Source organism: Georgfuchsia toluolica (genome assembly GCF_907163265.1).
In the GTDB taxonomy this organism is placed as follows: Bacteria; Pseudomonadota; Gammaproteobacteria; order Burkholderiales; family Rhodocyclaceae; genus Georgfuchsia; species Georgfuchsia toluolica.
Genome location: NZ_CAJQUM010000001.1, coordinates 2,919,472 through 2,942,018 on the forward strand (window position 1 = coordinate 2,919,472; position 22,547 = coordinate 2,942,018).

The following is a 22,547-nucleotide window of genomic DNA, read 5'->3' on the forward strand; positions in this document are numbered from 1 at the left end:
GAGGCGCAACACAGCCAGACGACCTGCCAGTCGTGCAATACGGTACGTAGCGATCTCACTCATGCGATGAGCTTGATTGAAAGCACAAGCATCAGTAGCCATACGGAGTTCCAAAAGAGGACAAGCGGTCAACTGCCGTTTCCAGGATCATGGCGTCAGGCTCTCCACCGCAGCGGCCAGATCGGCAAAGATCAGGGTGCCGGCCGGCAGTCTGGGATCGAGTTGCGCCTTTGCTCCCTTGCCGGTCAGCACCAGCAGCGGTTCCGCGCCGACCGCCACCGCCGCCTGCAGATCGCGCAGCGAATCGCCAATCGCCGGCACGCCGCTGAGGTCGCAGCGAAAGCGCGTCGCGATGTCTTCCAGCATGCCGGTCTTCGGCTTGCGGCAATTGCACTTGTCCGCGTCGGTATGCGGACAGAAAAACACGGCGTCAATGCGTCCGCCCGCGTGCGTCACCACGCGGATCATTTTATTGTGGATGGCATTCAGCATGTCCATGCCGAACAGGCCGCGGCCGACCCCGGACTGGTTGGTGGCGACCACCACGCGATAGCCCCACTGGTTGAGGCGCGCGATCGCCTCCGGACTGCCCTTGATGGGCACCCACTCGTCCGGCGACTTGATGTAGAGGTCGGAATCGTGATTGATGACGCCGTCGCGGTCGAGAATGACGAGTTTCATGACTGCATTTTCACCACAGAGGGCACGAAGGAGACAGAGGAATACAAAGGCAAATCCCGTCTTCTCCGTATTCTCAGGTAGAAAGTTTCGACAAATCGGCGACGCGGTTCATGGCGGCGTGCAGGTTGGCCAGCAGCGCCAGGCGGTTGTTGCGCAACTTGTCATCGTCCACGTTGACCATCACATCGGTGAAAAAGGCATCGACCGGCACCTTCAAAGCCGCCAGCGATTTCAGCGAAGCGGTGTAGTCGCCCGCATCGAAGGCGATGTCGGCTTGCTGCCTGACATTTTCGAGCGACCAGTTCAGCGCTACTTCGGCCGAGTCGTTGAGCAGGTTTACATCAACCTGCACGGAAATTGCGCCATCGACTTTTTTCAGGATGTTGCCGACGCGCTTGTTGGCGGCGGCAAGACTGGCGGCTTCAGGCAGAGTGGCGAAGGCGCGCACGGCAGCGAGACGCTTGGGGATGTCGCCCAGGCGTTGCGGACGCAGGCTGATCACCGCATCGACTTCCTGTGCCGAGTAGCCCTGCTCGCGCAGGGAACCGGCGAGGCGTTCGTAAATAAAATCGGTCAGCGCATCGAGCTCAAACCTGAAATCCTTGCCGACATTCCGAAATACGCCACTGGCATCTTCGAGCAGGCGATTCAGTTCAAGGGGAAGATCGCGTTCGCTCAGCATGCGAATCACACCCAGCGCATGGCGGCGCAGGGCAAAAGGATCCTTGTCGCCAGTGGGAATCTGGCCAATACCGAACAATCCCACCAGCGTTTCCAGCTTGTCGGCCAGTGCGACGACAATGCCGACCTGACCGCGCGGCAGGCTGTCGCCGGCGAAGCGCGGTTTGTAGTGATCTTCGATCGCATCGGCAATCTCGACAGAAAGTCCGTCATGCAGCGCGTAGTAGCGCCCCATGATGCCTTGCAGCTCGGGGAACTCGCCCACCATGTCGGTCAGCAGGTCGGCCTTGGCCATCATGGCGGCCTCACCGGCCTGGTCGCGATCGATACCGAGCTGGGGCGCGATCGATCGCGCCAACTCGGCTACTCGCTGCGTACGTTCTCCTTGCGTGCCTAGCTTGTTGTGATAAACGACTTTTGCCAGACTGGGGATCCGGTCAGCCAGGGACTTCTTGCGATCCTGGTCGTAGAAAAACTTGGCATCGGCGAGGCGCGGGCGCACCACGCGTTCGTTGCCGCCGATCACGTCGCTCGGATCACCGGGACGGATGTTGCTGACGATGAGGAATTTGTTGGTGAGCTTGCCTTTGGCATCGAGCAGCGGAAAATATTTCTGATTCGCCTTCATGGTGAGAATCAGGCATTCCTGCGGCACTTCGAGGAAGGCTTCTTCGAACTGGCCGATCAGCACATTGGGGCGTTCGACCAGGGCCGTCACTTCGTCGAGCAGAGCATCGTCCGCGATCGCCTGGCCACCGGCCTTGGCGGCGGCTTTTTGCAACTGGTGTGAAATTTCGTCGCGCCGCGCAGCGAAGCTGGCGACTACCGCGCCGTCCTGCTCTAGCTGTTTCGCATAGCTGTCGGCATCCTGGAGCACGATCGGATCGGCGCTTGCCTCGAAGCGATGGCCACGGGTTTCACGCCCTGCTTTCAGGCCCAACACTTCAACCGACACTACTTCAGCACCATGCAGCGCGACAAGGCCGTGGGCAGGACGCACGAAGTTAACCGTTGTCCAGCCATCGGCGAGTTGATAGGTCATGACCTTGGGAATCGGCAGCGCGGCAAGCGCGGCTTCGATGGCCTTCTGCAAGCCTTCGGCCAGTGTCGCGCCTTTCGCCATGCTGTCGAAGTAAAGCAGATCGGCTTTGCCATCCGATTCGCGCCGCAGTTTGGCCACAACGCTTGCCTCTGCTCCCAATGCGGCAAGTTTTTTCAGCAGCGCTGGTGTCGCATTGCCATTCGCGTCGAGACCGACGCTTGCCGGCATCAGTTTCTGCGCTATGGATTTATCAGCCGCTTGCGCCGTCACTGCTGAAACATGCGCGGCGAGACGGCGCGGCGAGGCGAACGAAGTCGTTACCGATGAATTGCCGCACAGCCCCTGCGCCTTCAGCGTTGCAGCCAGTGTCTGCGAGAAAACATCACCGAGCTTCTTCAATGCCTTTGGCGGCAATTCCTCGACAAACAGTTCGACCAGCAAATTTTTCGTGTTGGCTCCCGCCGGCCTATCGGCCTTAACGCGCCCTTCAGGCGCATTAGCCTTCGCCGAAGCTTCGCTTACGCTCGTTTTCATGCCGCCACCTTTTCCATCCTGGCCAATACTTCTTCGGCATGTGCCTTGGGCGCCATTGGAAAACCGAGCCGGGCGCGGCTGTCGAGATAGCTCTGCGCCACGCTGCGAGCGAGGTTGCGGATGCGACCGATGTAGGCGGCGCGCTCGGTGACCGAGATGGCGCCACGCGCGTCGAGCAGGTTGAAGGTATGCGCAGCCTTGAGCACCTGCTCGTAGGCCGGCAGCGCGAGCTGTTCCCGCATCAGGTGCTGGGCCTGTTTTTCAAAAGCACCGAAGGCCGTAAATAAAAACCCGGCATCGCTGTGCTCGAAGTTGTAAGTGGATTGCTCGACTTCGTTTTGGTGATAGACGTCGCCATAGCTGAGTCCCTTGGTCCAGACCAGATCGAAAACGTTCTCAACGCTTTGCAGGTACATCGCGAGCCGTTCCAGACCATAGGTGATTTCGCCGGTGATCGGCTTGCAGTCGATGCCGCCGACCTGCTGGAAGTAGGTGAATTGCGTGACCTCCATGCCGTTCAACCAGACTTCCCAGCCCAGTCCCCAGGCGCCGAGCGTCGGGTTTTCCCAATCGTCCTCGACGAAGCGGATGTCATTCTGCTTGAGGTCGAAGCCGAGCGCTGCGAGCGAGCCAAGATAGAGTTCAAGGATGTTTTCCGGCGCGGGTTTGAGCACCACCTGATACTGGTAGTAATGCTGCAGGCGGTTCGGGTTCTCGCCGTAGCGGCCGTCCTTGGGGCGACGAGAAGGCTGCACGTAGCCGGCTTTCCACGGCTCAGGCCCCAGAGCGCGCAGAAAGGTGGCGGTGTGGCTGGTGCCGGCACCGACTTCCATGTCATAAGGCTGCAAGAGGGCGCAGCCTTGGTCGGCCCAGTAGGTCTGTAGCCGCAGGATCAATTCCTGAAACGTTGGTTTCTCTGTTGCCATGAACAAGCCCGCAATTCGTGAATTGCGCGATTTTACAGGCTGGGACGGGTTATCTGGCTAAACCAGATGCTTGAAGGTCTGGTAGAAAACGAAGCTCACGGTCCACGCCAGCAGCAGCGGCCATGCTACGGCCAGCAGGGTGAACCTGAGGCTGCGCGATTCGGCGCGCAAAGTCGCGATGGTCGACAGACAGGGCGTGTAGATCAGGGTAAACAACATGAAGCTGTAAGCCTGCACCCAGTTGAAGCTGTGGCTGATGTGGCTGGTCAGGGCAGCGCCTTCCATACCGTAGATCACCGCCAGCGCACCGATCACGACTTCCTTGGCGACGAAGCCGAAGATCAGCGCGATGGTGAGTTTCTCGTCGATGCCGAGCGGCCCCAGCACCGGCTGCATGAAGCGGCCGATGATGCCGGAATAGCTGTCGACGCCGGCCGGGGTGACGCCGGCCGGCAGATGGGTCAGCAGCCACACCAGCACCACGCCGGCGATGATGATCTTGCTCGCGCGCAGCAGGAAGTGGCGCGCTTCGAGCCAGCCGCGCGTCCATACCTGGTGCAGCGTCGGCAGGCGATAGGGCGGCAATTCGATGACGAAGGGTTCGTCGGAACTGAATTGCTTGCTGCGCTTGAAGATCAGCGCGGTGAGGAAGGCGATGACAAAACTGGCGAGATACAGCGACAACAGCACAAACGGCGCCTGGCGCGGCGAGAACAGCGCGGCGATGATGAACAGGAACACCTGCAACCGCGCCGAACAAAGCGAAAACGGAATCACCAGCATCGAGAGCAGGCGCAAGGCGCGGCTGCGCATGACGCGCGTGCCCATCAGCGCCGGCACGTTGCAGCCGAAGCCCATCAGCAGCATGACGAAGCTGCGGCCGTCGAGCCCCATTTTCGCCATCAGCGCATCCATCAGATAGGCGGCGCGGGAGAGATAGCCGGAATCCTCGATCACGGCCATGAAGAAAAAGAACAACACGATCATCGGCACGAAACTGGCCACGGTCGATACACCATTGAAAATGCCATCGACGACCAGGCCGCGCGCCAGCTCGGGCAGAGCCGAGACCACGGGTGTCAGCACATGGGTACCGAAAGCGCCGAGCGCATCCTGCACCCCGCTCTGTATCGGCGCCCCGAGCCAGAACACGCCGGCAAAAACGCCGAACATGGCGAGGAAAAACAGCGGCAGTCCCCACAGCTTGTGCATCAGCACATCGTCGAGCTTGTCGCTGAAGCGCTCCGGCAGTACGGTCGGCATGTCTACGCTGCTCGCAATCAGGGCGGCGGCGCGCACTTCGAATGCATCGTCTTCTTCCAGCCGGCGCTTGCCTGGTGCGGGCAGGGTGCCATGAGTGGAAATCTCGCCCAGCGCGCGCGTCATGGCGCTCATCATGTCGCGCTGGCCATCGCCGTATTTGGCGCTGATGGCAACTACCGGCGTACCCAGGCCGCGCGCCAGGCTTGCGGTATCGATGCCGATGCCGAGTTTTTTGGCTTCGTCGCTCATGTTGATCAACACTACGAGCGGAAAGCCGAGTTCCTTGAGTTGCAGCGGCAGCACCAACTGGCGCTCCAGCTGGACTGCATTGACAAGCACCACGAGCAGGTCGACTTTCTGCTGCTCAAGAAAATGGCGCACTACTTTCTCGTCGTCGGCGTAGCCATGCAGGTCATAGATGCCGGGCAGGTCGATGATTTCTGCCATGTCGCCACCGACCATGATCTTCGCCGTCATCAAGTCGACGGTGACCCCCGGCCAGTTGCCGACGCGCGCCGAAGCACCGGAGAGGCGGTTGAACAGAGTCGACTTGCCGGTGTTTGGCATACCCAGCAGGGCGACGCGTTTCATAACGAATTTAACGCGAGATTTTGACGCAGCGGGCGTCGCTGCGGCGGATGATGATGTCGGTGCTGCCAATGCGCACATGCAGCGGACCATTCATGGCGCCACGGCGCATCAACTGAACCCGGCGACCGATGCGAAACCCCATTGCCGCAAGGCGATGATGCAAGGCTTCACCCGCCTGGATGGCGGCTATCGACGCATCCTGGCCCGGCAACAAGGAGATAAGCGTATGTGGCATGACAGCATCTAGTTGAGAACTGTTCTCATTATCCACGATATAACGCAGTTTTGGCAAGACAATGTTTGCGCTCCAACGTGTCGCAGGTCACAAAGTCGCGGGAAGAAGGCCGGATTATGCTAAAAACATCTTCGTCGCTGGTGTCAAAAGCTTAATACAAATGCTTATCCCGATGAGAGGTACCTTGCAATGTTCATGGCCATGGTCTAGCTAGATAGGGTAGGGTGATACAGTCCCGGTATGATGATCGACCAGAAGAGCGAAGCACAATGAAAAACATCCATCCAATTCTGTTGCCGGCGCTGTTCGCCTCCATATTTTCCAGTACTGCCGGCGCCGCGGGGTTCCAATTGCTGGAGCAAAACGCCAGTGGCATGGGCAATGCCTATGCCGGATCAGCGGCGGTGGCCGATAACGCCAGCACGATTTTCTATAACCCCGCTGGCATGACCCAACTTAAGGCAAGGGAATATTCAGTGGGTGTAGCCGCTATCGAGCCCAGCTTCAAGTTCCACGACGGCGGCTCCAGCGTCGGGGCTCTGGCCGGTACGGGGAATGGCGGCGATGGCGGCCGGCTGGGCTTTGTGCCCAATGGCTACCTGTCCTGGGCGTATGACAAGGATCTATATCTTGGCATCGGCTTCGGCGCCCCTTTCGGCTTGATGACCAAGTACGACAAACCCTGGCTCGGCGCTGCCCAGGCCACCAGCTTTGATGTCAAGACCTACAACATCAATCCCTCCATCGCCTATCGGGTCAATGACACCGTGTCCGTCGGCGGCGGTGTCAGCTGGCAGCGTCTGGAAGCGGAGTACAAGCGGCAGGCCGGTGTTGTCGCCTTGTTCGGGCCGGGTACTGCACCCCTGGCGGCGGCCACTCCGCTCAAGCTGACTCTCGATGATGAAGCCTGGGGCTGGAATGTGGGCGCCCTGTTCAAGCTGTCGCCAGCAAGCAAGCTCGGCATTTCCTACCGCTCCCGCATCAAGTACGACCTTAGCGGCAAGATCGAGGCCAGCGGCCCCGTCGGTGCCGTCAATGCCGCGATAGCGAGCGATGCCAAGGCCAGCCTCGAACTGCCTGACACCGTCATCGCCAGCCTGACCCACCAATGTGCCGATCAGTGGGAGGGATTGGCGGACCTGTCCTGGACCGGCTGGAGCAGTATTCCCAAGATCGATATCAGGCGCACGTCGGGCGCCGGGTCTGGTACGGTGGCGCAGACGCTGGATACCGACTTCCGCGATACATGGCGGCTTGCGCTTGGCGCCAACTACAAGATGAGGGAGGACCTCAAGCTCAAATTCGGCGTTGCCTACGACGAGACGCCGGTCAAGAATGCCTCCACTCGCCTGGTCTCCCTGCCCGACAACAACCGTATCTGGCTGTCCTTCGGCACACAATGGAAACCGGTCAAGGACTCCGCGCTGGATGTCGGTGCCGCCTATCTCATCATGCAGGATGCATCGATCAACAACAATCAGGCGGCGGCCGGCCGTGGCCAGGTTACCGGTACCTACAAGGACAGCAGCTGGCTTTTGGGCGTGCAGTATTCCGCGAGTTTCTGATTTGTTGCAAGGTGTTGCCTGCCCTGCGTGATACCCGCTGCGTCCGGGGCTGGTAATTCCGGAGGGCAGGGCGACAGAATGTGCGGTGATTCTTCCGATATTGTTATAATCCGCCCACTCCGAGGAGCGCTGCGAGACTGCAATGGTCCCAGGCTCGGAAAATTTGTAACGGCGCTCACCCAACCCGTACCGGGCCAGGGTGAGACCAGGGGCAAGACCCAGGCGCGATATCTCCCTCCCGGTCACAGTTCAAGGAGCCGATAGATGAACGCTGTGACTGACAACAACGATTATGTAATTGCCGACCTCGGCCTCGCCGATTGGGGGCGCAAGGAAATCCGTATCGCCGAAACCGAAATGCCGGGCCTGATGGCGATCCGCGAGGAGTTCGCCAGGAGCCAGCCCCTGAAGGGCGCGCGCATCACCGGCTCGCTGCACATGACGATCCAGACCGCCGTGCTGATCGAAACGCTGACCGCGCTTGGCGCGCAAGTGCGCTGGGCCTCGTGCAATATTTTCTCGACCCAGGACCACGCTGCCGCCGCCATTGCTGCTGATGGCGTAGCCGTGTTCGCGGTCAAGGGCGAATCGCTGGTCGACTACTGGGACTATACCCATCGCATTTTCGAATGGCCGGACGGTGGGTTCTCAAACATGATCCTCGACGACGGCGGCGACGCCACGCTGCTGCTGCATCTGGGCAGCCGCGCCGAGAAGGACGTCTCGGTGCTCGACAAGCCCGATAGCGAGGAAGCGATGGTGTTGTTTGCGGCGATCAAGGCCAAGCTGAAGACCGATCCCAAGTGGTATTCGACGCGCCTGGCGCAGATCAAGGGCGTCACCGAAGAGACCACCACCGGCGTGCATCGCCTCTACCAGATGCACGAGCGCGGCGAACTGAAAATCCCCGCCATCAACGTCAACGACTCGGTGACCAAGTCGAAGTTCGACAACCTCTATGGTTGCCGCGAGTCGCTGGTGGACGGCATCAAGCGCGCCACCGACGTCATGATCGCCGGCAAGGTGGCGCTGATCTGCGGTTACGGCGATGTCGGCAAGGGCTCGGCGCAGGCCATGCGCGCGCTTTCGGCCCAGGTCTGGGTCACCGAAATCGACCCGATCTGCGCGCTGCAGGCGGCGATGGAAGGCTATCGCGTGGTGACCATGGATTATGCCTGCGACAAGGCCGACATTTTCGTCACCTGCACCGGCAATGTTCATGTCATCGACCACGAGCACATGGCGAAAATGAAGGACCAGGCCATCGTCTGCAACATCGGCCACTTCGATTCCGAGATCAACGTCGCCTCGCTCGAAAAGTACCAGTGGGAAGAGATCAAGCCGCAGGTCGACCACGTTATCTTCCCGGACGGCAAGCGCATCATCCTGCTCGCCAAGGGCCGGCTGGTGAACCTCGGCTGCGGCACCGGCCATCCGAGCTATGTCATGTCATCCTCGTTCGCCAACCAAACCATCGCCCAGATCGAGCTGTTCACCCAGACCGCGCAATATCCGGTCGGCGTCTACACCCTGCCCAAGCATCTCGATGAAAAGGTCGCGCGCCTGCAACTAAAGAAGCTGAATGCGCAGCTTTCCGAGCTGACCGACCAGCAGGCCGCCTATATCGGGGTGCCGAAGGATGGTCCGTACAAAGCGGATCACTACCGGTACTGATGTCGTGACGGCCAACATCAGTTTTGAGTTTTTTCCCCCTCAAACGGCAGAGGGAGTGGAAAAACTGCGCGCAGCGCGGGCGAAACTGGCGGCCCTGGAGCCGGAGTTTTTCTCCGTCACCTACGGCGCCGGCGGCTCGACGCGTGAGCACACGCTGGAAGTAGTGTTCGACATCCAGCGCGAAGTACTCCCCGTCGCGCCGCACATTTCCTGCATCGGCGCGACGCGCGAGACGACGCGGGAATTGCTCACGCGCTACCAGGCGGCGGGTATCCGCCGCATTGTCGCGCTGCGCGGCGACCTGCCTTCTGGCACGGCCGACGCGGGCGAGTTCCGCTATGCCAATGAACTGGTCGAATTCATCCGCCGCGAAAGCGGCGACTGGTTCCATATCGAAGTCGGGTGCTATCCCGAATGGCATCCGCAGGCGAAGTCTCCGAAGGACGACCTGCTTGCCTTCAAGCGCAAGATCGACGCGGGCGCGAACTCGGCGATCACGCAGTTCTTCTACAACTTCGACGCCTATGCCGCCTTCGTCGATGCGGCGCGCGGCCTCGGCATCGAAGCGCCGATCGTGCCGGGCATCATGCCCATCGGCAGTTTCTCCAAACTGGCGCGCTTCGCCGACGCCTGCGGCGCGGAGATACCGCGCTGGCTGCGCAGACAGTTCGAAGCCTACGGCGACGATACGGCCTCGATCCGCGCGCTCGGCCTCGACGTGGTCACCGGCCTGTGCGAACAGTTGCTCGCCGCCGGCGCGCCGGGCCTGCATTTCTACACGCTGAATCAGGCGGGGTTGACCACCGAGATCGTGACACGCCTGCGTAGCCGACAGGACGAGCCCTGAACCGTCAAATCGGCCGGCATCATTATTTCGATTTGAGCCTACAGCAATAAAAAAGCCCACCGATTGATGGTGGGCTTTTTTGTCATTGCGGGTTAGAACTTAGAACTTGTAGCCAACACCGATGTTCCAGCCATCAACCTGGACGCCATCCTTGTCGTAGAGGTTCATGTAGCCGCCAGTGACATAGGCCTTTGGCGAAAAGCTGTATTGCAGGCCAACTCCGTAAGCGAAGTCGCTTTCAGAGTCGCTCCCGCCGCCGGCGTCAATCTTGGTTTTCGCCCAGCCCAGCCGCGCGAATAGCTCGAAGTTTTGTCCAAGATCCATCTTCGGCTTCAGAAAGGCGCCATAGGTGTGCTTAAGATCGACGTTGACGCTTCCGAACGGCGTTTCCACGTTGTCGTCCTGGACACCGCCAGCGAGCATGCCTTCCACGGCGAAGTTCTTATTTATCTCATAGCCAACGGTGGCGCCGATCGCGCCGAGATCAACATTGACGCCATCGCCATCAACGTTAAGTGCGGAGTAAGCGATCTGGCCATAAACCTGTGCGCTGGCGGAAGTTGCGCAGCGTCGTGGCATCCGGTATCCGCTCGCATCCCGGATCAAACCGGCAGAACTCCCGGAACACGGCCACGTCGTAGAGCGCGTCTTCGCAGGCTTCGTCCGCCAGGTTGAACCAGTTGGCCACGCAGTACATCCGCAGCATCCGTTCCAGCCCGACTGGCGGCCGACCATTCCCGACCTTCGGGTGATACGGTTCAATCAGCGCACAAAACCCGGCCCACGGCATCAATCCGTCCATGCGCGACAGAAACTCCGCCTTGCGCGTCGCCCGGTTGTGCTTCTCGAATCCTCGTGTCGCCGCCAGCGTCATCTGCTTCATCGTTTCGTCCCTTGTGCTCGATACTCCATGTCAGACAGCATGATAAAGAAAGCGTTCACGACATTTGTTATTTATTCAGTATTTCCCTAAATCATTTGCATAGCCACATATTGCGATCGCCATGTTTCGGACCTCAGGTCTGTTGCGTTGGCGCAACGTCCCGTGGGAATCGTCATTCGCTTTCGCGGCTGCGGAGCGCAGACGCCTCGCCGTAAGGCTGCCTTAAGCTTGCTTCGGCACACTCGTTCCCGTCATTTAACCAGGAGCCGAACATGAGTGCCATCCCGCAATCCAGGTCTTTTGCCAACCGCATCCTCGTCTGGGATTTTCCGACCAGGGTGGTTCACTGGTCGCTGGCAGCCTGTCTTACCATCGCTTATCTCACCGCCGAATCGGATACCTACGCCATCGCACACCAGATGAGCGGCTATATGTTCACCGCGCTGATCGCCTTCCGTTTGGTGTGGGGCCTGGCCGGCAGTCGCTATGCGCGCTTTACCGAGTTCCTGCGCTCGCCCGTTACCATCATCAGCTACATGGGCGCGTATTTCAAAGGCAAGCCTCCGCATTACACCGGGCACAACCCGCTCGGCGCGGTCGCCATCGTGCTGATGCTCGCGCTCGGCATCGGTATCGGCGTTACCGGCTGGATGAACACTGGCGGCGCGGGTGGCGAAGCATTCGAGGACATCCACGAGTTCTTCGTCAACGCGATGCTAACCGTAGTCTTGCTACATATCGTTGGCGTCATCGTCTCCAGCCTGCTGCATCGCGAGAACCTCGCCAAGGCGATGGTCACCGGCTACAAGAAGGGTCCCGATGACGCGGGAATCCGGCGCGGTCATGGCATCATTGCGGTAGTGCTGATCGGCCTGCTCGTCACATTCGGCTGGGGCCTCAGCCAGGGCAAGTTGCCCGCGCTGCTCGACCCAGGGGTTGCGGTTGCGGAACATGGCGGAGGCGGCGCGGATCACGATGACGACTAAACCAAAATGCGGATACTGATCGTCGAAGACGATCACCTGCTCGGCGAGGGACTCCTCGCCGGCTTGCGTCTGGCCGGTTTCCAGCCCGACTGGGTGAAGGACGGCATCGCGGCGTGGAATGCGCTTCAGTCCGAAGAATTCTCCGCCGCTGTGCTCGACCTCGGGCTGCCGCGGATGTCCGGCATCGATCTGCTCAAACGCCTGCGCGCCGCGCACTCCACGCTGCCGGTACTGATTCTCACCGCGCGTGATGCTTCGGCGGACATCGTCGCCGGCCTCGACAGCGGGGGTGACGACTACATGGTCAAACCCTGCGATCTGGACGAACTGGCGGCGCGCCTGCGCGCCCTGCTGCGACGTTCCGCCGGCAATCCATCGCCGATGCTCGAACACGATGCCTTGCGTCTCGATGCCGCCGCCCGTCGTGTCGAATACGAGGGCAGGGCTGTCGAGCTGTCGCCGCGCGAGTTTTCCCTGCTGCATGAACTCCTGCTCAACACGGGCACGGTGTTGACGCGTGCCCAACTGGAGAGCAAGTTGTATCCGTGGGGCGAAGAGGTCGAATCAAATGCGATTGAAGTGCATGTGCATCACTTGCGCCGCAAGCTGGCGCCGGAACTGATCCATACCGTGCGCGGCGTCGGCTACATGATCCAGAAAACATGATGAATACATGAAAAATTCGCTGCGGCTGAGGCTGCTCGCCGGCACATTGGTCATCGTCGCGGCCATCTGGACGACGATGACCATATTCGCCTGGATCGAAACCCGCCACGAGGCCGACGAACTCTTTGATGCGCACCTGGCGCAGACCGCCGCGCTGCTGGCCGCGACCGTCGGCGATGACGCGGACGAGATCGTCGAACATCTGCCGACCCACCGCTATACGCGCCATGTCGCGTTCCAGATATGGGACAAGGACCGGCGGCTCCTCGCGCATTCGTCATCGGCGCCGGAGCAGCCGCTCTCCGTCATCGAAGAGGGCTTCTCCGATACCGCGCAGTGGCGCGTCTACAGCACCTTGACCGAGGACCGGCGCTATCTGGTCCAGGTCGGCGAAACCCATCAGGCGCGCGGCAGCGTCAGCCGCGAACTGGCCACGCATCTGCTGTTGCCGCTGGGGCTCGCATTGCCCCTGCTGGCGTTGGCGCTGGTGGTGCTGATCCGCATCAGCTTCGCGCCATTGTCGGCGCTGGCGGAATCGATCGGCCAGCGCTCGCCCGAGCGGCTCGACCCGATTCCGGTGGCGGGTGCCCCGCGGGAACTGCATCCCATACTCGGACAATTGAACCGGCTGCTCGAGCGCGTCAGCCGCTCGCTGCAACAGGAACGCAATTTCACCGGCGACGCCGCCCACGAATTGCGCACTCCGCTCGCCGCGATGCGCGCGCATGCCCAGGTCGCGCGCGCCAGCCACGATGAAGCGGAACGCAAGCGTTCGCTTGACAGCGTCATCGCCGCCATCGACCGCGCCACGCACCTCACCGAACAACTGCTGGTCCTGGCCCGGCTCGATGCCACGACGACCGCCGTCGCGAAGACGCCATACGACCTGCGCGCCATCGCCGCCGATGCGCTGGCCCTGACGACGCCGGCGGCCATCGCCAAGCGCATCGATCTCGAACTCGGCGAAGGCCCGCCGCTTGTCGCGAATGTCGAGCCGGCCCTGGTCGTCACACTGTTGCGCAACCTGATTGACAACGCCGTGCGCTATTCGCCCGCCGGTAGCCGCGTCACGGCAGCAGTATCGCAAGCCGGCGGCGAGGCCCGCATCGAGATCGTCGATCAGGGGCCTGGCATTCCGGCCGGGGAACTGGCCCGCGTGCGCGACCGCTTCTATCGCGTTGCGGGCAGTAATGAAACCGGTTCCGGCCTCGGCCTCTCAATTGCCTCACGCATCGCCCAGCTGCACGGCGGACGGCTTGAACTCGACAATATCGGCGACGGTCTGGGTCAGCGCGTCACTGTTGCGCTGCCGGTCACAGCCCGGCGCATTGAAGCGGCCTGAGTGGCCGGCAACTCGAAACCTGAATTGCCAATTTAGTCGGCAGCATTGTTTCGACTTAAGTCGGTGGCAACAAAAAAGCCCACCGAAAAGGGTGGGCTTTTTTGTTGCGGGTTAAGACTTAGAACTTGTAGCCAACGCCGATGTTCCAGCCATCGACTTCGATGCCATCCTTGTCCAGGAGGTTCATGTAGCCGCCAGTGACATAGGCTTTCGGCGAAAAGCTGTATTGCACACCGACGCCGTAAGCGAAATCGCTTTCGGAGTCGCTATCGGTTACGCCTCCGCCGTTAGCTTCAATTTTGGTCTTCGCCCAGCCAAGTCGCGCGAAAATCTCGAAGTTTTGTCCAAGATTCATTTTGGGTTTCAGAAAGGCGCCATAGGTGTGTTTGAGATCGACGTTGATATTTCCGAACAACGGGTCTTGTATGTCGTCATCCTGGACGCCGCCAGCGATCATGGCTTCGACCGCGAAGTTCTTGTTTATTTCATAGCCAACCGTGGCGCCGAGCGTGCCGAGATCAACATCGACACCATCCCCATCAGCGTTAAGCGCAGAGTAACCGATTTCGCCATAAACCTGTGCGCTGGCGGACGTTGCGGCTGTGGCAAGAACCAGAGCGACGGCAATGCTTTTAAGAGTTGTCTTCATGAATTACCTCATCAAGTGAATTGATCAAATCGATCGAATTAACTGTAGACCATTTGTATGGTCGCACGCCGCAATATCGTTTTCCCTAAATCCGATCTGTTGCGTTAGCGCAACGTCGCGCGAGCAAGGGAGCAATATCTTCGTGTGTAGATAGCAAAATGCGTACCTCAGTCGTAAGAGCGCGTGAAATAAACGCCAAAGCCGCTGGTGTATCCGGCATCGAGTCGCAGGCTCAGGCTGCCCGTCAGCGCGTAGGAAAGCCGCAGCACGCTGCTGGCCGCCGCGATGCCTTGCTGGTATTCGAGATAAAGCTTGCTGGACAGGCGTTTGCCCACGGCGGCGACCTGACTGCCGGCCTCGCTGCCGCCCTTGAGCGACAATTCATCGAGCCCTACCCGATTGGCAATACGCTGGGTAATCGGCACAGCATTGCCTGTACCGATCAGCGCCGCCGCCGCGGTTTGCAGCAGCGCCAGGTCGGCTCCCGTCGCATCCTGCAAGCCATGACCCAAAGTGAGCCAGGCCAGTTTCTCGCTGTCGGGGACAGGTGGATCGGAAATCAGTTGCACGTGCGGTACAAGCACTGAACCAGTCACGGCGACACCTGCCTCGACCGCGAGACCCTTGCGTTTCGCCAGAATATCGAGCGCGGGATTGTCGATCGGGCCATCGAAGATGAGGCGCCCGCGGTCAATATCGAGGCGCTGGCCGAAGGCGAAATAGACGCCATTTACGCTCGATAGCACGCCGCGTGCCTCAAGCACGCCGCGCGCATTGGTCTTCAGATTGATCTTGCCGTGCAGATCGGTGTCGAGGCCTGCGCCGACGATGTGAAAACGATTGCCGACATCGAGCATGACATCCACGTCCAGAAGCCTGGTCTGGAATGATGCCCGCAGCGCGGACTGCTCCGTCGCCCGCGACCGGCCGACGACGACAATGTCGCTGGCGAGCCTTGGCGCCCTGGGCAAGTCAAATTCAAAACGGCCTTCGTCCGCAGTCAGGCTGCCGCGCAAAACCAGTTTCTTTTCGGCGATGGCCACCGTGCCACCGCCATCGAATTTCAAGCGCATGTCGGATCGGTTGAACACGCGCAGATGCTCGGCGCGCCAGGCAAGATGGGCACCGACGCCTTCCGTGCGCGCCATCGATCCAGTCGCGCTCAGCGTGCCCTCGTCGCCCTGAATCGAAAACTCGCGCAAGGTCAGCATCTTGTCGTCGAGCTCGGCGCGCAAGGTACCGTGATGCAATCGCATGCCGTATTGCGGCGCCTCGACACCGAGGTCGGCAACGACCAGGCTACCGTTGAATTGCGGCGCAGCGAGCGTGCCGCCACCGGTAATGTTGATCGCAGCGCTGCCACGCAGCAGCGCCTGCGAACCGAGGAGCGGATTGAACACCTGCAGCGATGCGATATCAAACCGGCCATCCAGCTTCAGCTTCGCCGCGGGCGACCACGATGTCGCCGCTGCATGCGCATTGCCGCTCAGGGTCCGTGCATGTACATCCAGCGACGCATCGAGCGCGCCTTTGACGAAATTCACGCGGACGTCCAGCCGGTCGAGACCGAGCGCGACTGCCGCTTCTCCCGGCGTCACGATATCGCCCGACTCGCGCGCCAGTGTCAGCTGGCCATTGACCAGCGGCGAGGTGCTGATCGACCAGGCACCGCCCACGCGCAAGGTCGTGTTTGGCACGGACTTGCCGGCAATTGCCAGCAGCGGTGCCACGGGCAGGTTCTTGAGTTCGCCGCTGGTTTGCAGCTTGCCGTGTTGCCACAAGAGCGACGACAAGGCGATTCGCCCGTCGGCAACATCGAGTTGCGCGGGTCCAGCCGAGTAGCGCCCGCGCGAGAATGCCATAAGCATTGGCTGGCGCAATTGCATCGGATAGGCGCCCCGGTTCCGCAACGATGCCAGCGCGCCGGACCAGCCGCTTTTTGCATTGCACCCGCCGTCGACACTGGCTTCAAGATCGAAGTCCCGGCTGTGCGCGGTGATGGTCGCCGCGTGTTTTGCGGCCGAACCGCTGGCATGCAAGTGCAGCGCATCGATTCGGTAGTTTTGCCGCCACGCGAGAGCTGTACCGACAACATCGATGTCGAATTGCGGCCGCTCCGCATCGCCACTGACACGGCCCTCGGCTGTCATTGTGCCCGCGAGGCTGGTATCGAGCTGCGCCAGTTGCGGCGCCTTGAGTGCAAACACTAGCGAATCGCCGACCCGGCCATAGCCGCCGCTGGCGTGCAGCGTGTTGGTGCCGACGGCGAGATCGAGTTGCAAATTGCGAACGCCTTGAGACGAGATATCGCCGCTTGCTGCGCCGGCCAGGCGCGCACCGCGAAACCGGCTGTCGGCCAGCGTCAGCGTGACATTCGCGCGCCACTGGGGCACCAACGCGCCGCTGGCACTGAGCTGCCCGGTGATGGACGCCGCCGGATAGTCGCCGAATGCCGCCGGATCAAGTCGACTGATTCGCGCATTGAATGCAAACGGCTGCGGCCCTGCGAGACTCAGCTTGCCGTTGCCGCGCACGCTGCCCGCACCGGCTCGCGCGCGAAACTCGGCGAGCGTAACGGCATCGCCGCGACGGCTGGCGCTCAACGCGATGCCGATGCCGCGCTCGGCCAGATCGAGCTGCAGCTTTTGTGCACCGCCGGCGAGTTCCGCCCGGACCATGCCATTCAGGTGCGTCTTGCGCAACGGTGCATGCAGCGCACGCAAGTTGAGCGCATGCGCGACGAGATCGAGCTGGCTTGCCTGCGGCGCGATACGAGCCGTGCCGTTCAATGTCCCACCGGCTCCGAAATCTGCGGCAATGTTGTCCAGTACGACCCGGTCGATGTCCTGCAACGCATAGTTCGCCGAGAGCTTTGCCAATGGCAGCCTGTTGTCCGTAATCGTGCCCGGCGTCGCATTCGTGATCGATACCTTGCCCGCGGGCCATTCGTCGCGATTGCCCGCGCCAGTTACATTTATCCCGAGCAGCGATTGAGGCAACCCGGAATGGAACGCGGCAAGGTTGATTTGTTCACCATGCGCGTGCAGTTCGCGCAGCCAATGGCGCTCGAACGGGGCAATGTTGACCTTCGCGTCGGCGCGTGCACCGCGCGCGCTTGCGTGGGCCGCGATGTCGGCCGCCAACAAGCCGCCGCTGATCTCGGCCTGTGCGTTCCACTTGCCGGGTCGGTGGAGCTCGATGCGGCCCAAAACGGCAAATGGTCGTGCCCCGGCGATCGTCATGTTGCCGCTGACGCGTCCCCACTCGCTATCGCCAACCAGCGCTTGCAGCGCATGGCCCGCTTGTCCGCCGCGATAGCGGAACGCGACGTTGTCGATGCGCTGGTCCCTGAAGCGCAGTTGTCCGATGCGGACGCGACTGAGTTCGATCTCGAATGGCAGCGCCAGCGAGTCCGGCGCCTGCGGCGGCTTGCCGGAAGCCGCCTTATGGACATCCACCGCCGCCGCGTCGAGGGTAACGACATCGAGCCTGTGCTGCAGCAGCGCGCGTTGCGATATTTCCAGAACCACATGGTCGAGCGTGATGCGCACATCATCTGCCGCATACGTCAGCTTGCGCACTTGCACCCGCCCCAGCAGCGAACCGCTGACGCCCTCAAACTCCAGCACGCCATTCGAGCGCTGCACTGCTTCCGCAACCAGCCATTGCAGCGCCCTGGAACTGGATGCCGCCCACCACGCACCCGCGATCAGCGCGCAAAAGAGGAGCGCGATGGCGAGCGACCATGTCTTGAATCCGCGCCGCATCAGAACGCCAATCCTGCCGAGAAGTGAACGCGGACCTCGTGTGCCTCCTCGCCATACGCCAGATCGAGTCGCAGCGGTCCGATAGGACTCTTCACGCGCGCGCCGACGCCGTAGCCGGTCGCGAACTTGAACCCGCCGAGCTTGTCAGCGGCATTGCCGCTATCGACAAATGCCGCCAGGCCCCATCGATCGGCAAACCAGTGCGTATATTCGGCGCTGCCGAGCGCGTAGTAGCGGCCGCCGACCACCGCGCTGTCCTTTTGCACACCGAGGCTGCCGAACGCATAACCGCGCACGGTGGTATCACCGCCGGTGCGGAACAGCAATGCCTGCGGGATGCCTTTCGAGCTGCCGGCGAATATTGCGCCGAGTTCGCCGCGCAGGGCAATGTCGTCGCGCAGGGTGAGAGGATGGAACCAGGCGATCTGCCCGATGGCGCGACCAAAACTCTCCGTGGATACCTGGGGCATGCTGATGCCCAGTTGCAACGCCGCAATCACGCCGGAGTGCGGAAACAACAAATCATCGGTGGTGCGGCGAGTGTAGTCGCAGTGCGTAAACAGCGCGCGGGCGATATCCGGCACCGCATTCTCGCGCTGTTCCTTCTCGAAGTAATACGACAGGCCGAAAGCCGGTTGACTGCGTTCGTCGATGCTGCGCCGCGTGACACCGAACACTTGGCCGCGGGTAATCAGGTTCTGGATATCGGTGCGGGTCGCGCTGGCGTTGAACGAGTCGGCCCAGCCGTCGCTGCGCGCGGGAAGCGCAACAGTCGCTCCCAACTGCTGCAAGTTGGTTTCAAGCCTCAGTTCCGCACTGAAGCGCAAGGCGGAATCCAGCAAGTTGACGTCGCGCCACGACGCCGTCGCACGATACAGCGTGTCCGTGCTGTAGCCGATCCCGGTCTCAAGCCGGCGCGTCGGCGCCTCGATCACCGAGACGCGAACCGGCGCCGCCGCGGCGAGGCCGCGGTCATCGGCAACCACAATCTGCGCGCTGGCAAAATAATTTGTCGCGTTGAGCCGACGCAAAAACACTTCCATCTTCTCGCGCGCATAAGCATCGCCAGGTTTGAAGGGCGCAAGATTGGTAACGGTCTGCGGCGGATATTTGGACAAGCCGGTCACCGCCATCGGGCCAAAGGTAAATTCGGGGCCGGGATCGAGCACCAGTTTCAGATCGGCGCTGTTCCTGGCGGGATCGACGGTGGCATGGCTTTCGGCAATCGTTGCGCCAACATAATGCGTGCGTGCGAGCTCGGTCAGCGCGTTGTTTTTTTCCGCTTCCCATGCCGACTGGCGAAATATGTTGCCGGGCTGCAACTGCCATTGCGCGCGCACGCGTTTTTCAGCATCCATATCCTGCGCACCGTTCAAGGCGATCGATACTTGCCCCACCCGCACCGGCTCGCCAGGCACCACCTTCAAATGCACGGCGCGCACGCCCTGCTGCAACCCGTCGATGGCGATATCAACCTGTGCGTTGTAATAGCCCTCGGTCGCCGCCGCCTCGAGCGCCTGCGCGCGTGCATCGCGCACCAGCGCTTGAAGCAGCGGCAACGTCATGTTGCCGTAGTCTTGCCAGCGCGAGATATCGAGCCCGCTCTGCAGCGTGTCGCGCAAAACCGGCGGCGCATCAATCACAAGCCGAATGCGGAATTCGGGCGCTGCGTCATCCACTGCAGCATCGGCGGCAATTGCAGTGTTGGTGGCGCTTGCAAAAAACAGCAACAGGCAGGCAATCGCTTGCAGGAGCATCTTGGTCATCCTCTGCCGGATTGTTGCAAGTTTTACGCCCAAACACCAATTGCTTGATATTGTGTTCCCAGGCAGAAGAACTGGCGCCCGACGAACGATGAAAAGAACCCTATGGCTCCAGCCGGCGGTTGCGGTAATGCCAAAAGCGACCCATGAGCGGCTTGACGCTGGTGCCGTGGACCAGAATCGAAAGTGATATGGCAATAAGCGTCAATTGGATCAGCTCCAATGCCAGGTCTTCGGGAAGCCCGTGCTGTATGGCATACATCAGGTAATACAGCGAACCTATGCCACGCACCCCGAACCAGCCCACCATGCCGCGTATCGGCCATGAAGTGCGGGTACCCAACATGCTGGCGAGGACGCTGGCCGGACGCACCACCATAAACAGGAATAGTGCAAGCACTACCGCACGCCAGCTCCAGGAATCGATAAAAAGCGTTCCGCCAATCAAGAGCACAAGCGCCAGTTCCGAGAGCCGCTCAAGATGCTCCTTGAATATCAGCGATCCGCCGCTGACCGTTGGCGCAGGATCAGGGCTTGCGTTCGTGGCTTGCGGTTCGATGTGGGCGGTTTGCGGATGTCGCGGGTTGGTTTCGCCGCCGGTGAATTTAAGCTCAGTCTGACGCAGCGCGACCGCAGCGAAAAAAACCGCCAGAAATCCCCACGCATTCACCAGCAGACTCAAGCCGTAAACCACACCGATCAGGCCAAGACCGAGAAAATCGTCCAGGAGTGTGTGCTCGGGTGGCTCGCCGCGCAGCTTCCAACTTATATGCGCGAGTGCCGCGCCAGAGATGACACCAATGGCGATTCCCGCCATCGTGGCCCACAGTACGTCGACTACGGCCCAGCGCAGGCCGAATTCACCCAGATCGTGCAGCCCGAGCAGTCCCAGTCCCAGCATCACAAAAGGGAAAGCGCTGCCGTCGTTCATGCCTGCCTCGCAGGTCAAGGTGAAACGGAGTTGGTCGCGGTCACCGGGATGGCGAATCTGGACGTCGGTCGCCAGCACCGGATCGGTGGGCGCCAGGATCGCGCCCAGCAGGACGCCTGCGCCGAGCGGCAGATCGAGCAGAAAATAGGCAAAGGCGGCGACCATCCCGACGCTGACTGCCATCGATAGGGTTGCCAACAGTACTGGTGTGCGCCAGCGCGCGAAGCTGATCGGAACCGGCATTTTGATGCCGACGGCAAACAGCGAAATCAGTAACGCCACTTCGGTCAACGCTTCCAGTAGTGCGGATTCCTTGAGCGGATTGAAGTGAAACAAGTTCAGCATCGTGGGACCGACCAGCAGCCCTACCGCCAGATAGATAATGGCTGGCGTGACCGGCAGGCGCTTGAGCGCTGAAGCAGTCAAGCCTCTGGCGAGCAAGAGACCGCCCAAGAGCAGATACAACTGTGCATTGGTCATGGTGCTGTCAATCTATTGTATTTCGGGTGTTCGTGCCCGTTTTGACCGATGAAGAGATTCAAAATGGCTGATCTGGAATTCCAACCCGCAGGGCGGGGGTGCGCCATCTCTTCAGCGGCATTCCGCGCGCCGGCGTTATCGTGCCGCGCGCTATTTCCTGCTGACCAGCAACACGCCGGCCACGACCAGCGCAGTGCCAATCCACTGCCAAAAAGAAATCGGTTCGCCGAGCACGGCCCAACTCAAGCCGATGGTCATCACCGGGCCCGCGGTACTGATCAGCGAGGCGCGGCCGGGACCGATGCGGCGAATCGCAGCCGCCAGCGCGAACACCGGTAGCACGGTGGAGAACATGGCCATCGCCAGCGCCAGCGCATAGATCTGCCAGGGCTGGTGCAATGCCTGTAGCGATTGCGTGAGCAGGAAATGCAGCAGCGTCGCCCCGGTCGACACCAGCAGCGCGAAGGCGCTGAAGCGCGAGGCGCCGAGAATGGGGATGAGCCGGCCGCCGCCCGCGAGATAAGCCGCGTAGCAAACCGAGGAGGCGAAGACGAAGCCGCCGCCGATCCATACGGCCGACATGTCTTGCGCGAGGCGCAGGTCGTGGGCAAAAGCGGCGGCGATGCCCGCATAGCAAAGCAGCATCGCACCGGCCTCGCGGCGCCCGATGCGCTGGGCGAAAAATACGGCACCGAAAACCAGCGTCAAGGCCGGATAGCTGAACAGCACCAGCCGCTCGAGGCTGGCCGAGATGTAGCGCAGGCCGACGAAATCAAAAATGCTGGCGCCATAGTAGCCGAGCAGGCCGAGCAGCACGACGATCAGCCATTGCCGCGAAGAGAGCGGTTGTGCCCGGCGTGATTCGCACAGCCCCACCGCCGCGAAGAAGGGCAGCGAAAACGCCATGCGCAGCGTGAGCAGCGTCACCGCCTCGATCGGCCAGTGATAGGCGAGCTTGACGAAAATCGCCTTCATCGAGAAGCTGAGGGCGGCGATGAGGGCGAGCCATGCGCCGGCCGGATAATGTGTTTTTTTGTCCAA

At 61.2% G+C, this 22,547-nt stretch carries 17 protein-coding genes, 1 pseudogene and 1 riboswitch; of the genes and pseudogenes, 6 read left to right on the forward strand and 12 right to left on the reverse strand.

Going from position 1 to position 22,547, the window contains the following annotated elements:
• Positions 1-147: 147 nt before the first annotated feature.
• The 5 genes from gmhB to K5E80_RS13825 all read right to left on the reverse strand — a co-directional run bounded on the left by gmhB (position 148) and on the right by K5E80_RS13825 (position 5,953).
• The gene (gene gmhB / locus K5E80_RS13805; protein WP_220636704.1) at positions 148-681 is read right to left on the reverse strand and encodes a D-glycero-beta-D-manno-heptose 1,7-bisphosphate 7-phosphatase; all 534 of its coding nucleotides are present in this window, start codon (positions 679-681) and stop codon (positions 148-150) included.
• A 73-nt stretch (positions 682-754) separates the two neighbouring features.
• Positions 755-2,938: a glycine--tRNA ligase subunit beta gene (gene glyS, locus K5E80_RS13810; RefSeq protein WP_220636705.1), complete on the reverse strand. Its 2,184-nt coding sequence runs from the start codon at positions 2,936-2,938 to the stop codon at positions 755-757.
• Entirely contained in the window at positions 2,935-3,864 is a 930-nt protein-coding gene (gene glyQ, locus K5E80_RS13815) for a glycine--tRNA ligase subunit alpha (RefSeq protein WP_220636706.1), read from the reverse strand. Before glyQ ends, glyS begins: the two co-directional genes overlap by 4 nt.
• A 57-nt stretch (positions 3,865-3,921) precedes the next feature.
• Positions 3,922-5,718 carry a ferrous iron transport protein B gene (feoB, locus tag K5E80_RS13820; RefSeq protein WP_220636707.1) on the reverse strand — a complete coding sequence of 599 codons (1,797 nt, stop codon included), beginning with the start codon at positions 5,716-5,718 and terminating at the stop codon, positions 3,922-3,924.
• A 7-nt stretch (positions 5,719-5,725) separates the two neighbouring features.
• Positions 5,726-5,953, reverse strand: a complete 228-nt coding sequence (locus K5E80_RS13825; RefSeq protein ID WP_220636708.1) for a FeoA family protein — start codon at positions 5,951-5,953, stop codon at positions 5,726-5,728.
• A gap of 269 nt (positions 5,954-6,222) precedes the next feature.
• On the opposite strand from K5E80_RS13825, the gene K5E80_RS13830 reads away from it, so the two are divergent.
• The 3 genes from K5E80_RS13830 to metF all read left to right on the forward strand — a co-directional run bounded on the left by K5E80_RS13830 (position 6,223) and on the right by metF (position 10,039).
• Positions 6,223-7,518 (forward strand): OmpP1/FadL family transporter, encoded by a 1,296-nt coding sequence (locus K5E80_RS13830; protein ID WP_220636709.1) that lies wholly within the window; start codon positions 6,223-6,225, stop codon positions 7,516-7,518.
• Positions 7,519-7,633: 115 nt separating this feature from the next.
• Positions 7,634-7,702, forward strand: a riboswitch (S-adenosyl-L-homocysteine riboswitch).
• A gap of 80 nt (positions 7,703-7,782) precedes the next feature.
• A complete protein-coding gene (ahcY, locus tag K5E80_RS13835; protein WP_220636710.1) occupies positions 7,783-9,192 on the forward strand; it encodes an adenosylhomocysteinase in 1,410 nt (469 codons plus the stop codon).
• Positions 9,158-10,039, forward strand: a complete 882-nt coding sequence (gene metF / locus K5E80_RS13840) for a methylenetetrahydrofolate reductase [NAD(P)H] (protein ID WP_220636711.1) — start codon at positions 9,158-9,160, stop codon at positions 10,037-10,039. Before ahcY ends, metF begins: the two co-directional genes overlap by 35 nt.
• A 99-nt stretch (positions 10,040-10,138) precedes the next feature.
• On the opposite strand, the gene K5E80_RS13845 is transcribed toward metF, so the two are convergent.
• Both K5E80_RS13845 and K5E80_RS13850 read right to left on the reverse strand, forming a co-directional pair.
• The gene (locus K5E80_RS13845; protein ID WP_220636712.1) at positions 10,139-10,618 is read right to left on the reverse strand and encodes a porin family protein; all 480 of its coding nucleotides are present in this window, start codon (positions 10,616-10,618) and stop codon (positions 10,139-10,141) included.
• Positions 10,593-10,922: pseudogene (locus K5E80_RS13850) on the reverse strand (transposase); the annotation flags it as partial. The pseudogene K5E80_RS13850 and the gene K5E80_RS13845, both read right to left, overlap by 26 nt.
• A gap of 272 nt (positions 10,923-11,194) precedes the next feature.
• Here K5E80_RS13850 and K5E80_RS13855 point away from each other — a divergent pair.
• Genes K5E80_RS13855 through K5E80_RS13865 form a run of 3 tightly spaced genes read left to right on the forward strand, consistent with a single transcriptional unit; the run spans position 11,195 to position 13,916 of the window.
• Complete coding sequence (locus K5E80_RS13855; RefSeq protein WP_220636713.1) at positions 11,195-11,908, forward strand: cytochrome b/b6 domain-containing protein; 714 nt, start codon at positions 11,195-11,197, stop codon at positions 11,906-11,908.
• 6 nt (positions 11,909-11,914) lie between these two features.
• Positions 11,915-12,574 (forward strand): response regulator, encoded by a 660-nt coding sequence (locus K5E80_RS13860; protein WP_220636714.1) that lies wholly within the window; start codon positions 11,915-11,917, stop codon positions 12,572-12,574.
• Between the two features lie 7 nt (positions 12,575-12,581).
• Positions 12,582-13,916: an ATP-binding protein gene (locus K5E80_RS13865; protein WP_220636715.1), complete on the forward strand. Its 1,335-nt coding sequence runs from the start codon at positions 12,582-12,584 to the stop codon at positions 13,914-13,916.
• Between the two features lie 118 nt (positions 13,917-14,034).
• Here K5E80_RS13865 and K5E80_RS13870 read toward each other — a convergent pair whose 3' ends face one another.
• The 5 genes from K5E80_RS13870 to K5E80_RS13890 all read right to left on the reverse strand — a co-directional run bounded on the left by K5E80_RS13870 (position 14,035) and on the right by K5E80_RS13890 (position 22,547).
• Positions 14,035-14,565, reverse strand: a complete 531-nt coding sequence (locus tag K5E80_RS13870) for a porin family protein (protein ID WP_220636716.1) — start codon at positions 14,563-14,565, stop codon at positions 14,035-14,037.
• Positions 14,566-14,732: 167 nt separating this feature from the next.
• A complete protein-coding gene (locus K5E80_RS13875; RefSeq protein WP_220636717.1) occupies positions 14,733-18,332 on the reverse strand; it encodes a translocation/assembly module TamB domain-containing protein in 3,600 nt (1,199 codons plus the stop codon).
• Positions 18,332-20,098, reverse strand: coding sequence for an autotransporter assembly complex protein TamA (locus K5E80_RS13880; RefSeq protein ID WP_220636718.1), 1,767 nt, complete (start codon positions 20,096-20,098; stop codon positions 18,332-18,334). Before K5E80_RS13880 ends, K5E80_RS13875 begins: the two co-directional genes overlap by 1 nt.
• Before the next feature lie 100 nt (positions 20,099-20,198).
• The gene (locus K5E80_RS13885; RefSeq protein WP_220636719.1) at positions 20,199-21,506 is read right to left on the reverse strand and encodes a cation:proton antiporter; all 1,308 of its coding nucleotides are present in this window, start codon (positions 21,504-21,506) and stop codon (positions 20,199-20,201) included.
• A 150-nt stretch (positions 21,507-21,656) separates the two neighbouring features.
• A complete protein-coding gene (locus K5E80_RS13890; RefSeq protein ID WP_246590989.1) occupies positions 21,657-22,547 on the reverse strand; it encodes a DMT family transporter in 891 nt (296 codons plus the stop codon).

Excerpts from the sequence above, each read along its gene's own strand:
- gmhB (WP_220636704.1), bottom strand. The coding sequence starts at position 681 with ATGAAACTCGTCATTCTCGACCGCGACGGCGTCATCAATCACGATTCC.
- glyS (WP_220636705.1), bottom strand. The coding sequence starts at position 2,938 with ATGAAAACGAGCGTAAGCGAAGCTTCGGCGAAGGCTAATGCGCCTGAA.
- glyQ (WP_220636706.1), bottom strand. The coding sequence starts at position 3,864 with ATGGCAACAGAGAAACCAACGTTTCAGGAATTGATCCTGCGGCTACAG.
- feoB (WP_220636707.1), bottom strand. The coding sequence starts at position 5,718 with ATGAAACGCGTCGCCCTGCTGGGTATGCCAAACACCGGCAAGTCGACT.
- K5E80_RS13825 (WP_220636708.1), bottom strand. The coding sequence starts at position 5,953 with ATGCCACATACGCTTATCTCCTTGTTGCCGGGCCAGGATGCGTCGATA.
- K5E80_RS13830 (WP_220636709.1), top strand. The coding sequence starts at position 6,223 with ATGAAAAACATCCATCCAATTCTGTTGCCGGCGCTGTTCGCCTCCATA.
- ahcY (WP_220636710.1), top strand. The coding sequence starts at position 7,783 with ATGAACGCTGTGACTGACAACAACGATTATGTAATTGCCGACCTCGGC.
- metF (WP_220636711.1), top strand. The coding sequence starts at position 9,158 with ATGGTCCGTACAAAGCGGATCACTACCGGTACTGATGTCGTGACGGCC.
- K5E80_RS13845 (WP_220636712.1), bottom strand. The coding sequence starts at position 10,618 with ATGCCACGACGCTGCGCAACTTCCGCCAGCGCACAGGTTTATGGCCAG.
- K5E80_RS13855 (WP_220636713.1), top strand. The coding sequence starts at position 11,195 with ATGAGTGCCATCCCGCAATCCAGGTCTTTTGCCAACCGCATCCTCGTC.
- K5E80_RS13860 (WP_220636714.1), top strand. The coding sequence starts at position 11,915 with ATGCGGATACTGATCGTCGAAGACGATCACCTGCTCGGCGAGGGACTC.
- K5E80_RS13865 (WP_220636715.1), top strand. The coding sequence starts at position 12,582 with ATGAAAAATTCGCTGCGGCTGAGGCTGCTCGCCGGCACATTGGTCATC.
- K5E80_RS13870 (WP_220636716.1), bottom strand. The coding sequence starts at position 14,565 with ATGAAGACAACTCTTAAAAGCATTGCCGTCGCTCTGGTTCTTGCCACA.
- K5E80_RS13875 (WP_220636717.1), bottom strand. The coding sequence starts at position 18,332 with ATGCGGCGCGGATTCAAGACATGGTCGCTCGCCATCGCGCTCCTCTTT.
- K5E80_RS13880 (WP_220636718.1), bottom strand. The coding sequence starts at position 20,098 with ATGACCAAGATGCTCCTGCAAGCGATTGCCTGCCTGTTGCTGTTTTTT.
- K5E80_RS13885 (WP_220636719.1), bottom strand. The coding sequence starts at position 21,506 with ATGACCAATGCACAGTTGTATCTGCTCTTGGGCGGTCTCTTGCTCGCC.